The organism is Chryseobacterium manosquense (genome assembly GCF_014623485.1).
GTDB classification, from domain to species: Bacteria; Bacteroidota; Bacteroidia; order Flavobacteriales; family Weeksellaceae; genus Kaistella; species Kaistella haifensis.
The window spans coordinates 1,655,889-1,673,433 of sequence record NZ_CP060203.1 but is presented as its reverse complement, the minus strand read 5'-3'; the positions used below and the strand labels follow the sequence as shown (position 1 = coordinate 1,673,433).

Below are 17,545 nucleotides of genomic sequence, written 5' to 3'. Positions count from 1 at the left end.
TGGTTCTCATTCTTTTTTACAAATTTCTCTTGCCCATTCCAAAAATGTTCAATAAATTTGAATGTTCATTGTCACTGAACGCTTTATTTTATTGAACACTATGTACAGGGAAACAGACATAATCTACGAAGCAGTTGCCAATCTGGAAGAATTTACCGGGCTGAAAATCAATGTAGAAACAAATCGTCGGGAATACGATGCTGTAATTCAGATTGATGGTCAAACATTCTATGTGGAAGCAAAAGCCAATGCACGTAAATCCAATATAGGAATGATTCTTTCTCAATTGGAGGTGCAGGACAAAAACAAAGAATGGTTACTAATTGCAGACTATCTCGCTAAAGATGTGGCTGAAATTCTCCAGAAAGAAAATCACAATTATCTCGATGTTGCAGGCAATGCTTCCATTAAAACCAATAATCTTTTCATTTTTATTGAGGGCAAAAAGAAAGAAGCAGCAGAAAAGAAAAATCAAAGTCGTGCTTTTCAGGAAGCGGGTTTAAAACTGTTACTATTTCTCATTTCAGATCCTGAAAACCTGCAGATGTCTTACCGTGAGTTGGCAGAAAAAACAAATATTTCTTTGGGATCTGTTAGCAATATTTTCAGAGAATTACAGGATTCTGACTTCATTCTGAAAACGCATAAGAAAAGGGTTTTCAAAAATATGGATGTCCTTTTGGAACGTTGGGTAATTGCTTACAACGAAATCCTGAAACCGCGTATTCTTCGTAGAAAATACCGATTGGCAAACGAAGAGGATAGTTTTCTTAATACCGACAATCATAAATTTGGTTTTGTTTGGGGTGGAGAATCTGCTGCAGGTTTCATTACCAATTATCTGAAATCTACCAAATACACTTTGTTTTATGATGGCGATTTATCGGCGCTCACCAAAAACCTGAAACTCATTCCCGATCCACAGGGAAATGTCGAAGTCTATAACACGTTTTGGACAGATGATCTTAAACTGAAATACCACAACACGGCGCCGCCCTTAGTAGTGTATGCCGACTTAATGGGAGCCAACAGCAGCAGAAATATAGAAGCCGCCAAAATGATACTTGAAAATGGACTTTAAAATTACAAGTGAAAATATTGAACATCCTCTACTAAAGCCGGTGCTGGAAGAGTTAATCCCTGTTTTTAAACAAAGAGGAATTACGTTTTATCTCATTGGCGCTGTAGCAAGAGATATAATTCTGGAACTCAATCAGGAAAAATCACAACGTGTTACGATGGATTTGGATATTGCCATCGCCGTAGATCATTGGGAAGATTTTGAAAATTTATCGGAAGATATCATTGCCTTGCCAAACTTCACAAAAGATGCCCAACAGAAGCAGAGATTTCTCTACAAAGAAAAATTTCAGGTAGATATTGTGCCTTATGGCGGCATCAAAGATCAGAACGACAAAATTTACTGGCCACCCGACAAATCTTTTGCAATGTCTGTAATTGGTTTTGAAGAAGCCGAACAAAATTTATTGACTATAAAACTAGATGAAGAAATCACTTTCGATATTGTTTCTCTCGAAGGGGTTTTCCTGCTGAAATTATTTGCGTGGAAAGATCGATTTCATAAAACATCTAAAGATGCAGAAGATATTGGTTTTCTGCTCAATAACTATTTCAATATCAATCGTGATTTGTCTTTTGAAGAACCTTTCAACAAGGTTTACGATGACGATCATTTCACAGAACTCAAAGCCGGCGCAACGATTTTGGGAATGAAACTGAATAAAATGCTAAATGCAGGTTCCGGCGTAAAATCTAAAGTAAAAGCACTTTTAGAAGAAGAACTCAAAAAGGAAGAACAAAGCCAACTCTTCAACCAAATTACCGAAACCAATCGAAACTTAAATTTTGATGACGTGGCAGAAGCAATCCACTTAATCAACGAAGAAATTAACTGACTATGAGCAACACTACTCAAAACACGGAAGAAATCGTTCTGGAAGATAATCAGATTCTCTGCGTTCTTACCGGCGAAGCCAAGAAAACAAGTTCCAAGGAAGAAAACCTGCAGTCCACCATACGAATGCTGAATGAAGAATACGGCTTCGATCTTTCGGATATGGAACGCGATTTTACCATTACTTTTATTGATCCTGAAACCGGCAAGAATAAAAAACAGAAAGTTGAACTGGTTATTTTTGACAAAGCCACACACCACGTGCAGGAAAATATTATCCGTATTGCCACCGTTCAGGACGATAAAACTAAAGACAACGACAAGAAGAAAGGCGTTCGTATGACTTTGGAAAATGCAATGGCGGCTTTAGATCAATGCGAATTTGGTTTGTGGACCAACGGAATTGATATCAAATACCTACAACGCGAAGACGACGATTTTGGGTTCGATTACAAATTCAGCGACCTTTCGGATATTCCCGGTTTTGGAGAAGATCTTAACGATTTGGAAAGACCGGAACGTTCACACAGCCGAAAACCGGCCAACGATTCTTTAATAAAAGTGTTCCGCCGTTCTCACGATTATATTTACGGAAACGAAGGTCGAAAGAAAGATGCTTTTTGGCAATTATTGTATCTTATTTTTTGCAAACTCTATGATGAAAAACGCCGTTTTACCGACCACGAAAAAGGAATTTCTTACCGCAAGAAATTCTGGGTTGGTGTAAAAGAACAGAACACTAATGAAGGCAGAAAAGCCGTTGCCGACAGAATAAAATCCCTGTTCGATGAACTAAAAAAAGACAATATTTTTTCCGGTGTTTTTGATGGGAACGAAAGCATCGACCTTACCGACAAAGGTTTGGCATTTATTGCCGGCGAACTCGCAAAATATTCTTTCCTGGATGCAACGGTGGATGTAAAAGGTTTGGCTTACGAAACCATTGTGAGCAACACCTTGAAGCAGGAAGCCGGACAGTTTTTCACGCCGAGAAATATTGTGCGTGCAATGGTGGAAATGTTGAATCCCAATGAAAATACCCGCGTTTTGGATCCGGCTTGCGGTTCTGGCGGTTTCCTCGTAATGGTTCTCGATCACGTGCGAAAGAAAATTGCGGCGGAAATGTATCCGGAATTAGATGAAGTTTTAATTACCGAAAAATACAATTCCTACGAAGTGAACGAACGTGTTCGCCAATATGCCGAAAACAGTATTTTCGGGTTCGATTTTGATCCCGATCTTAAAAAAGCGGCGCGTATGAATATGGTGATGGCTGGTGACGGACACGCCAATATTTTCCACGTTAATTCTTTGGCGTACCCCAATTGGGAACACCCGCAGGAAATTGAAAAAATAAAGCAGGCTATTGAAAAAAGTCTGAACACAATGCAGGATATTACAAACAATTATACGCCCGATGCACGCGCCAAGTTCGATATGGTATTTACCAATCCGCCGTTTGGAACAAAAGTGAAAGTGGACAAGGAAATTGCAGAACGCTATTACCTGTCGCGGTTTTCGGATGCTCCGGAAGTGCTGTTTATAGAAGCTTGTTATGATTTCCTGAAAGAAGGCGGAAAAATGGCAATTGTGCTTCCTGATGGCATTTTGGGAAACCCCAATACACTGCCGGTTCGAGAATGGATTTTGGATAAATTTAAAATACTTGCTTCGGTAGATCTAGCGGTGGAAGCGTTTCTGCCACAGGTTGGCGTGCAGGCGTCGCTGTTGTTTTTGGAAAAGAAAACCGAAAACCAAAGAAATTTGGTGCACGATGGTGGTGAAGATTATGAGGTCTTTATGGCCATTGCCGAAAAACTAGGAAAAGATAGACGTGGAGTGCCCATTTATGTAAGAGATGAAGATGGTGCCGAAATTTTATTTGAAAGCGAAAAGAAATATCTAGCATATAATGAGCAGGGAAAAACCTATGTAAAATCCCGCAAGGAAAAAATTAAAATGCTGGACGACGATTTACCGAAGATTATAGCTGCTTATAACGAATTTCTAAAATAGAAATATGGAAATTACTACTGTAAAATCTACAATTATAAACGATAACTCTTTTATCCTGAAGCCTAATTTTCATATGAATTTTGGAAAGATGCGGTTTGAAAAGGCTAAAAGAAATGGTTTAAAATTTACTGATTTAGGAACTATGGCAGAAGACATTTTTTCCTGCCCCATTTTCGTTAGAGTTTTTGTTGAAAATGTAGAGCGAGGTGTCCCCTACATTACAGCACAACAAATGATGACTTCAAATCCACTTGACATTGCTAAAAATATTTCAAAAAAATATACACCACGCCAAGACGAAATGAAATTGACTAAAAATCAAATTTTAGTTAGTTGTGCTGGAACTGTTGGGAATGTCAAATTAATTACCGAAGATTTAGAAGATGTAATTGGTTCTCAAGATATTATTAGAGTTAATGCAGATAATACAAAAATGAAATATGGTTATTTGTATGCTTTTTTATCTTCCAAAACTGCGTATAGTTATATTCAATCTTTCGTTTACGGATCTGTTGTTCCTAGGATTGAAGCAAAGGCATTGGCAAAATTACCAATCCCCATTCTTCCCGAAGAAACCCAACAAAAAATCCACAACCTTATTGCAGATGCCGCACGACTGCGCGTGGAAGCCAATAAATTGTTGAAAGAAGCGGTGGTGATTTTTGAGAAAGAAATTGGCGAAAGTAAAGTAACCCATTCATTTCAAGTGGGTAAAATTTCTTCAAATAAAATTTATGGTTTCCACAAAAGATTTGACAGTCAGTATCAGTTAGGTTGGAATGCTTTAGACAAAGAGAAAAAGAATAATCTTGAATATACAAAACTCGCTCAAGTTGCTTGCAATATTTTTGTTGGTGGAAGAGGAAAAAGAAATTATGTTGAGAACGGTATTCCGTTTCTTTCTTCGTCAGATATGATGCTGTTTAATCCCAAAAGAAATTCAAAAAAAATAAGCACTTCAACACAGGGAATTGAAAATATGAAAGTTAGTCTTTACGATATTTTAATTTCCCGTTCAGGAACTGTTGGTAATACAGTTATTGTTGGAAAAGATTTGCAGGGCACAGTAATTTCAGAGCACGCATTAAGATTAGTTGTGAACCCTGAAAAAATTTCTCCATTGTATGTATTCACTTTCTTAAAAACAAAATATGGATTAAAAACAATGGAAAGTTCGTCTTTTGGTTCAGTAATTATCACTTTGAATGAAGACTTAATTGGTAATATCGAAATGCCAATTCTGGAAGAACGTTTACAATCTGAAATTGAAAAAAGAACTGAAAAATATATTTCTAATCTTGACCAATCAACTGAATTAGAAAACCAAGCAATCGACCTCATAGAAAAAGAAATCGACCAATGGCAACAATAATAAAACCTCCGTATTTCGAACAGGTAGTAAACGCCGGCGAAAAAAAACTGCTGGATTTTCTGGAAGTCAATCTTCCCGACCATTACTTTCTTATTCCCAATGTAGAAATCGCCTCCACCAATCCCAAAAATTTCCGCACACAGTATTGGGAATACGACGTTATTGTGGTAACACCGCACGCGGTTTTCAACATCGAAAACAAAGACTGGAAAGGCCGTATTGAAGGCGACGACAACTATTGGTATCTCAACGACCGCCAAATGAGCAATCCGCTGAAAACCGGCCGTCAAAAAACCGCCGTTTTGGCTTCCAAACTCAAAGAAAACAATCCAACCTGGGGCAAAGCGTGGGTGCAGAATATGCTTACGCTTTCTTACGACAATATTTATACGCCGGTAATTTCTTCCGATGCCTATAAACTGACTTTCAGTTTAAATGAGCGTCTTTTGGATTTTATTCTGTCTCCGGAAAAGGTGGGCAAAGACGAAAATGCCATTCGAGATATTCAGCACGATATCGTAAAATTCCTTACAGGACAGCAAAGCAAAAAATCTCCCGAAGAAAAACGCGAAGTGCAGGGTTACGAAATTGTGGAAATCCTTCAACAGGAAACCAATTTTACGGAGTACTTGGTAAAAGAAGAAGGCAACACGCCGGTTCGACGTAGGATAAAGGAATATGCATTGCAGGTTTCGGGGATGTCGCCGGAAGAATTAAGAACGCGCGAAGATCAAATAAAAAACCAATACAACGCACTGAAAAACCTGAAGAATAAGCCCTTCATTCTGAATGTAGAATTTATGGTAGATAACGAAAACCACCTGTTTTACGAGATTTCAGATTTTATGGACGAAAATTCTCTGCGTTCCGAAGCGAGGCACAAAACTTTTACCTTCAAAGAAAAAATTCAGATTATTGAAAATGTGATGGTGGCTTTGCGCGAGGCGCACCAAAAAGGCATTTTCCACAGAGATGTCAATCCGGAAAATATTTATCTGGCAAGCGGTTACGCGTATTTGGGAAATTTCGGAAAATCGTATTTCCTCGATCACAATGAAGAAGGTTACACCGTTATGCCAACCATTAACCAAACCAATGCAACCGCCTATCACCCTTTGGAATTGACTGTGAATGATGCCAATGCGTCTTCCGATATTTATTCTTTAGGCGTACTCATTTATTGGCTGTTCACGGAGAAAGAACCATTTTCGTCGCCTTACGCTTTAGACAAAATGGGAGGTAAAATTCCGCAAAATCTGTTGCCATCAAAGGTAAACCCTAACCTTCCGAAATGGCTGGATGAAGTCTGCCTGAAAACCATCCTCACAGATGACCAACAGCGTCTGCAAACGATGGAAGAACTTCAGGAATTGATTAATTCTTCCATTCAGAGCCATTCCGAAAATATAAAACCTGCAGATCCAAAACCCGTTGCAATTCCTGCTGTTCCCACTTTCGAAGAACTGAAAGAAGGCGACAGTATTGGTGCTTACACCATACATAAGGTTTTGGGGAAAGGCGGTTATTCCAAAGTGTTCAAGGTAAAACACCGTATTCAGGACAAATACTTTACGATGAAACTTTTCAACGAAAGTGTGAACTTCAATTCGGTAAAAGACGAATACGAAGCCCTGAAAAATCTGCACCACCCAAATATTGTAAAATTTGTCTGGAATGATGAGGCTTCCAACGGACAGTTCTTCACTGTAATGGAATTTCTTGATGGTGAAAATTTAAGCAACTATACAAAGACCGATGCCAAACTTCCGCTGAATAAAGTGTTGCAGTTGGGCAAACATATGCTGAATGCGTTGGTAGAAATGCAAAGCAAGGAAAAACCAATAATGCACCGCGACATAAAACCGCAGAATATTATTTGGGACAAAGGCGAGCGTTTTGTGCTGATCGACTTTAATGTGGCATCCAGCAATACGCAGAATAAAGATTTTGTAGGCACCAATCCGTATTTGGCGCCGGATCTTATCCACGAAAATTATCAGGTGCATTGGGATAAATCCGCCGATGTCTTTGCCTTAGGTGTTACGCTTTACGAATTGGCTTGCAAACATTATCCGTGGCATCCGAAAAAAGTAGCAAGAGAAAGCGAAGTTCCAAATGATCCCAAAACTTTTGAACCAAAAATTTCAAGAGCATTTGCAGATTTCCTTTTGAAAGCCATTGCAACGGATAAAAATGTCCGTTTCAAAAACGCTTTGGAAATGCAGAAAGCATTATTGGAAATTGAGGATAACATTTTGGAGGATTATTCCGGCTCTGATGATGGTCTTCCAACCACCAACAGACTGTATCATACTCAGATTTTCATTCGTCAGGGAACTTACGATATCAAATTATATAATCGGCAAACCAAGTATGTTAATCTGTCAGAATCGGTGGATAAAGTTTTATCTGAGTTAAAATCAAAAATTGAATCCTACAAACCACAGTTGGATAAACCGATTAAACTGATACTTCGTGTGGACAACGAAGATATTATCAATGAAAATTTCTGGACCGGAGGTGCAAAAACTTTTACAGCCGGAAACATAGATCGGGTTCATTCTGCATTGAAAAAGGTTTTTGAAGATAATAAAGACAAAATTAAAGCCCACAAAATTGATGTAGAGGGTGCCAATATTGTAGATTATATAAATTCCCTTTACAGCCAATCCAAATACGGAAATTTCGGAACAAGAGTCAGTGCAGGATCTTCAACTCAAAATCTGGATGAAGCCACTTATACCGAAACCAAACTGGATAAGAAACTCATTCCTGCAATTGTGGACGGAACCTACAAATTACTAATTATCACAGGAAATGCAGGCGACGGTAAAACGGCTTTCATTAAGAAAATTGAGAAAAATCCTTATGTAAAGGATGTTCAGCATTTTGAGCACCAAAATGGAGCACGCTTCAAAATTGGCAACGTGCAGTATGAAAGCAACTACGACGGTTCGCAGGATGAAGCAGAAAGTGTAAACAACGAAGTGCTGGAGAAATTCTTTGAACCTTTTGAAGGCTTATCGAATTATGATCAGGCCAAAGAAGGCAGAATTATCGCCATTAACGAAGGACGTTTGGTTGAGTTTTTTGAAACTTCGAAAAAACATAAAAATCTGGCGGATGTTATTGATAAATATTTCGATAAACAAGGGCATTATACTTTGCCTGCCGGTTTGATGATTATCAACCTGAACCTTCGTTCTGTGGTGGCAGAAAATGGTGAGGACGGCAGTTTGTTCCGTCAGCAGATAAAACAGTTAACCAAAAAAGAACTTTGGAAAAGTTGCGACAGTTGCGAACTGGCAAAAGACTGCTTCATAAAATACAATGTTGAAAGTTTCAACGACAGTGCTTCCGGAAACGAAGTCATTACCCGAATGGAATGGTTGCTTCGCACCGTAAGTTTGAAGAGAGAATTGCACATTACAATGAGGGATCTGCGTTCCTTTATCGCTTATATGCTGACAAGAGATTATTCCTGTGAAGATGTTAAAGGTTTAGATGCGGTAAAAGATGCTTTCCCTTCAAATTATTGGCAGTTCTACTATTTCAATATCACCAACCCGAATGTTGATCAAGAATTAAGCAACGACAGGCTGATAAAACTATTGCAGGAAACCGATATTGGCGAAGTTGCAGTGCCTAACCTCGATAGGGAACTGTTCTTTACGAACCATCAGGAGAAAGATTATCTGGAATTTGCAGACCGTGAAGCCAATTTATTGGATATTTTCAATGAAAATAAATCCTTTATTCCTGCCCACGAATTGGATGATCAGATGATTTATGAAATAAGGGAAAAGCACAAATCTTTTATACGCCACCAATATTTTGAAGCCAAGTTTTTCAATTTGGTTACAGAAGTAGTTGAAATTGAGAATGAAGATGGAGAGGTAACTAAAGTTAATAAACCGGCTTATCTGTTGCGAATCCCTTACAAATCTGTATTTGAGTTTGTAAATATTCTACGCGCTGATAAATTGAATGAATCCATTATGCAGAGTATTTCTCGCGCCATATCTTTAAATGAAGGGTGCAACAACAAAACGCTGGATATGAAGAATTTGGTAATTTCTTCTACCGAAGTGAAAGACCATAAAGGAAAATCATTCAAACTGTTTCCGCTTTCCGAATTTGAACTGATGGTGAACAAAACAGATCACCTAACCAAATATTTGGAATATGAATCCGACAGTTTAACATTCCGCAACAGAGACCACAAGCATATTGCCTTGACCATTTCCCTGGATCTTTACGAAATGTTGTATTTCATTCACAAAGGCTTCAGTCCTTCACTGAATGATATGAAAGGGAAATTTATTGAACTCTTGGTTTTCAAAAATCTACTAGAAAACTTGAACTACAATGAAATTGTGGTTACGCCGGACAATAAAGAATTTTTCTCGGTGAAAAAAGATAACTCCAACAAAATTGTAATAAAAAAACTCGCCTACTGATTATGCCCATAAAACTCAACAAAGACGAAAGTGTTTTCAGAAACGAACTGATATTTACCGTGGATGCTAAACAGATTAACATCGACTATACTTTCGTGAATTTATTTATGCTCCTAAAACATTCTGGTATTAGACCTTCACAAAGGACTCGTCGTGGAGAAAATGTCTTTATAAATCTTGAAAAATTAAAGATGATTTTAGCAAAACTTGAAGAAGATGGCGAATTGGAGGGCTTCAAAGAAAATATGGACGCCGCTGAATTGTGGATGCGAACTAACCTTGTAAATCTGGTAAACAGAGGAAATACAGATAAGGAAGAAATTTCTTCCCTCAAGCCGATTCATTTACAAAGTTACAGAGTAAGAAATGCGCAGAAAACAAGAGATTATTTTTCGGCAGATCAGGTGTATTTAATGCTTTCTAGTGATCCGAAGGTGAAGGAAAACTTAATTAATTTTTTGGCGGACGGTTACGATTCTACAACCAATCAACTTTTAAGCGGAAACCGTTTGGATGTAGACAGTTTGGGTATTCTGCATTTGATGAAAAGCATTTCACCTGGATTCTTGGAAAGTAATACTTCTCTAAATAAGATAAGACCTTTGCTGGAAGAGCAGAGTAATAAGTATTGTGAAGATGTGCGAAAACTTTTAGTGTATAAAAATGAAATTCCTAGAGGAGTTCTTATCGAATACCTTAAAACTATAACTTCTTTTCATTTGGCTTTGTATATCAATAAGTTGATCGCTCTTTTACCTAAAATGATTGAGGAAGGTTCTGTGAATGTTTATGATGATTGGGCAGTGGTTTTAGATGTTACGGACAATTTCGAAAGTAAAATTTCTTCACTCGCAATTGCAGATGCAGAGAGAACATACAATTCAATTTACAAGTATATTAAAGCCAGTTTTAAAATCAATACAATCATAAGCAAACTAAATTTAGATAAATCGGATTCGGCTTCAGTTCCGAAAGCATTGCATATTTTGAAAAATAACATTTCTGAACACGAGACTTTGTTCAAGGCATTTTGGGATATTATCTTTAATCAGCAGGATGATGCAGACAAATCGCTACTCGAAGAAAAAGTAAAATATGAAGAAACGTATTTTGATAAATATGTGGAAATATTAGTGAAGGAAAAAGGACCTTATCAATACAAATATCATTTGCAGTTTATTGATTCTGTTTGCCAAAAGAATAGTGAGCGCGGTTTCCTTGCCCAGGGTAGAAGTCGTAAACACCCGCGTAGATACGTTTTAGGAACCCGTCTATTGGAAACTTTAGTGCAGATACAGGTTTTGGATCGTGAAGAAGATAAATTCGTTACCCGAAGTTTATCCATTGAAGAATTGATGGAAAACCTGCGTGAACGTTACGGTTTAATTATCAATGGTCAAAATGAAGAACGCTTTAAAGATGCAGATCTGCATACCAATATTGCTTTTAAAGAAAATGTGGAGGCATTCAAACTGAAATTAAGACAGATTGGTTTCTACAACGATTTAAGTGATGCCTATATCTTACAGAAAATCAGACCTCGTTACTCACTAAAATAACCGCTTGTATATGGAAGTTAAAAATATATCACTGTATTACGAATATATTATCAACCTGATTGTTGAACTCTACCGTGAGGAGTTGGAGCAGGCAAAACCTGGTCATTGTATGAAAATTACAGGAATGGGTAATGATGAAATGATGATGCTTTGGGAAGCACTTTCTGTGGAATTCGAAAATCTGGACACATTTATCATTAATGAGGCGAGTTCAGAATCACCATATATTTCTGCAACAAAACTGATCGAATACCGTAACCAGCAGCGCAAACCGCTTTTGGTGCTTATTCCTTCTAATAACAGAACTGCAGCCGAAGATTCCTATGGTAACGCAACCTTTAAAGAAATTTCTTTGGAACCGGTAGAAACCGAATTGAAAAGACGCTTAAAGGATAAAATTCCACCGCTTCACAACAATTATATTGATCAAATTTTTGCAATAATCAAAGTCAATGAACTGAAACAAAGCAATGTCATCGATTATCTTTTGGCAATTGAACAGGAAGATTACAGTAATGAATCTATTGGGAAGCACTTGAATTTGCTTTCGTTGTTTCCTGACACAGATTTGCTAACAGAGGAAAAATTGTTTCGCTCAAGACTAAATCTGAATCTGGAAAGCACCAATCTTTTATGTGCTTTCAACAGACCGCTTTACGATCGGGTTGAAGAGTTGAAAATTGAAAAAGATACACTTCAAAAAGATTTTATCACACTTTTCAAGAATGAAACCCAAATAACTTGTGCTTTTACGTTGGTAAATGTGGCTGCAGAAAAATATCCTAATCTTTGGTTCAACAACTGGCAAATTCCAAACCTTGATTTTAAGGACATTAAATTGCAAATACTTGAAATAAGATCAACTGATTTTGTCAACGAAGATGGAATCAAGGTCTTGAAAGGTAATGTTTCCACTAATGCAAAAGTTATAGTTCGTTATACGACTTCTCCAGAACCTAAAAATCTTGATAAATTACGATTTTTCAAGGTAATACTTATGGCTGTTGATGGAGGAGCAGGACAGGAGATTAATGTCTTAAGGAAAGCCCCTAATACAGATTCTAGTAAAATCTATCGCGAAGCCACAATTGAACTGAATTCAAATTCTATGGAAGAGGGTTCTTATTTTCTTAAGGTAATTGCAGAAGATGAAAGTGGCAATATTCTAAATAATAATGATGACTTCTTAGATCACGAAATACAAGAACATTGGAAAAACCAAGGAAAAACACGTGAATCAAAATTTGAAATAAATCGCAAGTTAACAAGTGATTCTGAAGATTTTCGATATGTGGTGGAGGAAAACGCCGAAAAGGAAGAGAATACCCGTAAAGATAAACTCAACAATGTTTTGCAGGCGTTTTTCAAATTCAACATTGAAAAATTAAGAAACAACGAACCTATTGCAATTCCTGAAGCAAGTGATACGTCAAACATTTGGCTGAATGACACAAAACCAAAATTAAATTCAACCTTTCATATCAATTACTCTCCGCGCCACAATTATCAGGTAATTATTTCCAGCAAATTAAGGTTAATCGAAAATGAATTTCTTTCTGCGCCGGAAACTCTGGGATATGTAAGCGCTTCTTTAAGCAATAACTCGACGGCCACAGGTTTGCAGAATTGCTTTTTGGAGAGAAGTGCTTTGACAGATATTGCACCTCTCAAATTAATTGAACTGCGTTCGCAGTTATTTTCTGCAATAAAATCCTCCACAGAAAAAGAGAATGGCATTCTGGAAACAGTAAACCTTTTTGCTTATAAAGATCTGATCGAAAATTATATTTTCGAATACCAGAACTGGTTGAGAGATATGTATGATCAGATCAATAATCCTGCAGAAGGTGATCAAGGCAATGAAGAACTGAAAATGATGTTTTCGGCGGTGCAGTATTTGGATATGGTAAAACTGAAAACTAAACTTCCAAATGGTCAGGCTGTTTCTGCGGTTTTAATGTCGCCTTTACATCCTTTACGCTTGGCCTGGTTCCTTAATTTGATGGATCTTTTTGAGGATTGGCATCATAAAACTCTAAGTTATAACAGCCACATTAAGGACTGGGGAACCCTTGAAACAATTTTCTTGGGTAAACTGACACCGCAGAACAATCCGTATGTTATAGTTGATTCAAATAATTACTTAAATTTTGATTATTTGGGCGATTTATCCTTTGGTTGGGGAATTTATCTCAACTCTGAATTGCGGGATAAAAAAGACACTTTGGTTCCAATGACTCATCAGGTAAAATACTATTTCAGAACACTGCTGAATATTTCGTATTCGAACTTGGTCAACAATGATGTGAGCAGGTCTGTGGTAGTGAAAAGTATGAAGAACTTTCTCATTCAACACCCTTACACAGACAAACTGATTATTAATCTTTTTAACGTTGGCGATGGTGAAATTTTTGCCGATGCGTTGGTTCACGTAAGCAAAATAAAAGAGTACGTGGATACCAAATTTGAAATCTGCATTTTCGTAGGTGAAGATTCTTTAATTGAAAATGGGCTGGCTCTAAAAGAACTGATTAATCCTGAAACCCAGATTACGGAAGAAGCAGAATTATTTTCACAACCTTCTAAAAATCGTCTGTTCCCTAAATTAAGATACTCCATTAATAAAATTGAAGATTATATTCAGAATCCTGCAAAATATGATTCTCATTTAAGTTTTTTGGTAAATCCTTTTGCGTCGGATATTACACTCCACAAACCATATCGCGAATATAAGGTCGATTATTTGAATGGACTGATTTTAGATAATGCCATCGAAGTGGAAGAAGGTAAAAACGGAAGTAATATTTCTTGGTATTCTTTTATAGATTTTGGTAAGGAAAAGGACAAGCCACTCAATAGTTTCTATACCACTTATCAATCTTATACAGCAGGTGCATTGGCTTCACACAAAACAGATGCAGTTCCGGCTGTGAACCTGAATCTCAATGATAGAGATCGTGTTCTACTCTCACACTTACACGAATTCTCGGATTGGGTAATTACATTTGATAAGAATTTGGGACCGCAGATCTTTGATATGCCTTCGGATGATGGTAAAATCCCATTTCTTTTGGATTACATTCCCGGTGAGGAAATGACAGGTGTTTCATCTTACTTAACAACGAAACCTTCAAGCGAAATTGTTGGGATTTTAGGTCCACATTTTCAGGATTTTGGAATTGACATTGCTACGGAAAATGGTCAAAAAGCCTTGCAGGTTTTGTTGGAAGATTTGAGAGCCATTAGTAGTTCTTTAGTGATGCAATTGAACTCTTCTAAAAACAAGGCCTTTGAAGTCATAGGCTCTGCATTTGCAAAAAGGGTTTTGGAAAAGAAAGGTCTCTTGGAAAACGCATTTTTGGTTCCTATTGATTTGCACCAAAATTTATTTGATAATCTGGATTCCAACTCAAAAAGCAGAGCAGATAATCTTTTTATATCAATGGATAAGGACACAAAGACGATAAAAGTTTCTGTTTTGGAAATCAAATGCCGTAAGTCACTTGGTATTGCTGAGCGGGAAGATTTAAAGATGAAAATTATGGATCAGATCAACAATACCATATTGGCATTGAGACAGCATTACGATCCGAATAATTATACTTCAGAAGACCGTCTCGACCGTGATATTAAGAATAAGGAACTGAAATCTTTATTAGGGTTCTATATTGAAAGGGCATATCGTTATAAATATATTTCTGAAAATGCCTACAACACCTATTGGGATTTTATTCAGAAATTGGATGAAGGATTCTCATTTAAATTTAATCGTGTTGGATTTATTTTTGATTTTTCTTTTGATCAGAAGCATTTAAAAGAAACATTAGACGAGGAAACGGTGCTGTTCACTTTCGGAGAAAAACTCATTGCAGAAATTCTTGATCCTGATTCTGACCTGAATACGAGAAGATTGGAAGATGCAGAGTTTACAAAGGAATTTGAAAAAGCTTTTGAAACAAAAGACAAACTGGAACCCTTTGTTCAGCAGTTTAAGTCTAAACTGAAACCGCAGGAAGAAAAACCTATAACCGAAAATACTTTTAACGAAACCGAAAATCACATTAAAACGGAAGAAGAAAATCAATCCACTAATGATGGCGAAAATATTACAGAAAGAAACAAAGATGAACAGGATGATGATTTAGAATCTGAAAACACAGTTGAAGATGAAGTTTTTGAAAATGCTTCCGGAGACTTTGTGGACTTGAATTTTGATATTCTGGTCGGTAAAGCAAGTGAAAGTCAACAATATGGTATCTTAGGAAAAACTTTGCAAAACAAAACGATAGCGTTAGACCTTTCAGATACCAATACCATCAGTTTGTTCGGAGTTCAGGGAGGTGGAAAGAGTTATACCATAGGTTCAATTTCAGAAATGGTTTTAAAGCAATTCAAAAATGTAAATAAATTGCCTGCGCCTTTGGCAGGAGTAATTTTTCATTACAGCGAAAGTATGGATTATGAGCCTGAATTTACTTCGATGATAAATGCCAATGACAACGTTTCAGAAGTTGAAAAATTAAGGTTACAGTATGGCGCAGAACCGCAATCGTTAGATAAAGTGGTAATCCTTACCCCTTTTGATAAAGTTAGTGAAAGAAGAGAAGAGTTTCCTTCAATTGAAGTATTGCCTTTAAAATTCAATTCACAGGAACTGAATGTGCAGGATTGGTTGTTTTTGTTGGGTGCGGTCGGCAATGATTCTTCTTATATCAAGCAGTTGAAATACATAATGAAAGAACATCGTAGAAATATTACAATGAGTGCGATTAGGGAAAGTGTTGAAACTTCTGATTTGCTTTCAAATACACAGAAGCAGTTGGCAAAACAGAAACTCAATTTTGCACAGGAATATATTGATGATGAATTTTCATTGAGTTCTGTCTTGGAACCTGGCAAACTGGTAATTGTCGATCTTCGGGACGAATTTATCGTGAAGGATGAAGCGCTGGGACTTTTTGTAATAATGTTAAATATATTCTCAGGAGTTCGCGAATTTAAAGGCAAGCATTTCAATAAGTTTATCGTATTTGATGAAGCCCATAAATATATGGACAACAAGGATCTTACAGGAAGTATTGTAACAGCAATTAGAGAAATGCGCCACAAAGGAGTTTCAATAATGATAGCAAGCCAAGATCCACCAAGTTTGCCTAATGAAATCATTGAATTAAGCAGTATGGTTTTATTGCATAAATTTAATTCCCCACAGTGGTTAAAGCATATACAAAAATCTGTGATTCAATTGAATGGTCTTACTCCAGCTGATATGAGTATCTTAAAACCTGGTGAAGCATTTCTTTGGGCGACCAAAGCCAATGATCATAGTTTGACATTAAAGCCAGTGAAAATATCAACAAGACCACGAGTGACAAAACACGGTGGTGCAACTAAACAAGCAACAGGAAATTAATGAAACATTTGTCTTTGACAGGAATTGGAACTCGTGAGAATAACGAAGATGTAATTTTGATTGAAGAATTTAATCAGAACAGCATTCTTTATCTCGTGGTTGATGGAATGGGTGGATATCAAAAAGGAGAAATCGCAGCAAAACTAGTTTCAGAAAACATTGCAACTCATTTAAGGTCTGTCGTAGAACTTAATAAGCAAGCTATTTTAAATGCCTTTAAGAAAGCAAATTTGTCCATAAAACAGTTCAATGATGAGAATGAAATAAAATCCGGAGCGACAGTCGGAGGTGTCTTGATCTTTGATGAAATTGCTTATTGTTTCTGGATCGGTGACGTTAAAATCTTTTATTTGAAAAAAGAAAAATTAGCTTGGGAATCAACGAGCCATTCTTTTATTAATGAAATGTTTGAAGAAGATTTACGAAAATCAACTGAAATTCAAAAAAAATACGGGCATATAGTAACAAGATCAATTTCTGGAAAACGGGAGAAAAGTGCTCCTGATATTTTTGAAATTGAGAGTTTTTCAAAGGGTGATTCTTTTGTCATTTGTTCAGATGGGGTGCATAATGTGATGACTTTAGAGCATTTGAAACTTTTGTTTTCAGAAGTGAATGGGATGGAAAAAATCGAGGAATATCTTGCGGAATATGCTGTGGATAATTTTAGTTTGATAAATATTTTTTGATTATTTGAAATAGAAATGTTCTTGGGGATGTATTTCGCCTAAAGTTGCCAATGTCTATAGTAACAGTCTAAGAAAATGAATATTATAGTTAGTTGAGAGAAAATCCATTGAAAAATATGAA

The 17,545-nt window shown here is 36.8% G+C and carries 8 protein-coding genes; all 8 read left to right on the top strand.

Annotated features, from left to right (window positions below):
* The first annotated feature begins 61 nt into the window (after positions 1 to 61).
* From H0S70_RS07970 to H0S70_RS07935, 8 genes are read left to right on the top strand one after another with little or no spacing between them, the layout of a single operon-like run.
* On the top strand, positions 62 to 1,081 hold the full coding sequence (locus tag H0S70_RS07970) for a type IV toxin-antitoxin system AbiEi family antitoxin (RefSeq protein ID WP_228453696.1): 1,020 nt from the start codon (positions 62 to 64) through the stop codon (positions 1,079 to 1,081).
* On the top strand, positions 1,071 to 1,916 hold the full coding sequence (locus tag H0S70_RS07965) for a nucleotidyl transferase AbiEii/AbiGii toxin family protein (RefSeq protein ID WP_188320429.1): 846 nt from the start codon (positions 1,071 to 1,073) through the stop codon (positions 1,914 to 1,916). Before H0S70_RS07970 ends, H0S70_RS07965 begins: the two co-directional genes overlap by 11 nt.
* Positions 1,917 to 1,918: 2 nt before the next feature.
* Complete coding sequence (gene mads2, locus H0S70_RS07960; protein WP_188320428.1) at positions 1,919 to 3,931, top strand: methylation-associated defense system DNA methyltransferase MAD2; 2,013 nt, start codon at positions 1,919 to 1,921, stop codon at positions 3,929 to 3,931.
* Positions 3,932 to 3,935: 4 nt separating this feature from the next.
* A complete protein-coding gene (mads5, locus tag H0S70_RS07955) occupies positions 3,936 to 5,303 on the top strand; it encodes a methylation-associated defense system restriction endonuclease subunit S MAD5 (protein WP_188320427.1) in 1,368 nt (455 codons plus the stop codon).
* Positions 5,291 to 9,763, top strand: coding sequence for a methylation-associated defense system protein kinase MAD6 (mads6, locus tag H0S70_RS07950; RefSeq protein WP_188320426.1), 4,473 nt, complete (start codon positions 5,291 to 5,293; stop codon positions 9,761 to 9,763). The genes mads5 and mads6 overlap by 13 nt, the downstream gene beginning before the upstream one ends.
* A 2-nt stretch (positions 9,764 to 9,765) precedes the next feature.
* Positions 9,766 to 11,322 (top strand): methylation-associated defense system protein MAD7, encoded by a 1,557-nt coding sequence (mads7, locus tag H0S70_RS07945; RefSeq protein ID WP_188320425.1) that lies wholly within the window; start codon positions 9,766 to 9,768, stop codon positions 11,320 to 11,322.
* 10 nt (positions 11,323 to 11,332) lie between these two features.
* Positions 11,333 to 16,735 (top strand): methylation-associated defense system ATP-binding protein MAD8, encoded by a 5,403-nt coding sequence (mads8, locus tag H0S70_RS07940; RefSeq protein WP_188320424.1) that lies wholly within the window; start codon positions 11,333 to 11,335, stop codon positions 16,733 to 16,735.
* Positions 16,736 to 16,749: 14 nt separating this feature from the next.
* Entirely contained in the window at positions 16,750 to 17,424 is a 675-nt protein-coding gene (locus H0S70_RS07935; protein ID WP_188320423.1) for a PP2C family protein-serine/threonine phosphatase, read from the top strand.
* The last annotated feature ends 121 nt before the right edge of the window (positions 17,425 to 17,545 follow it).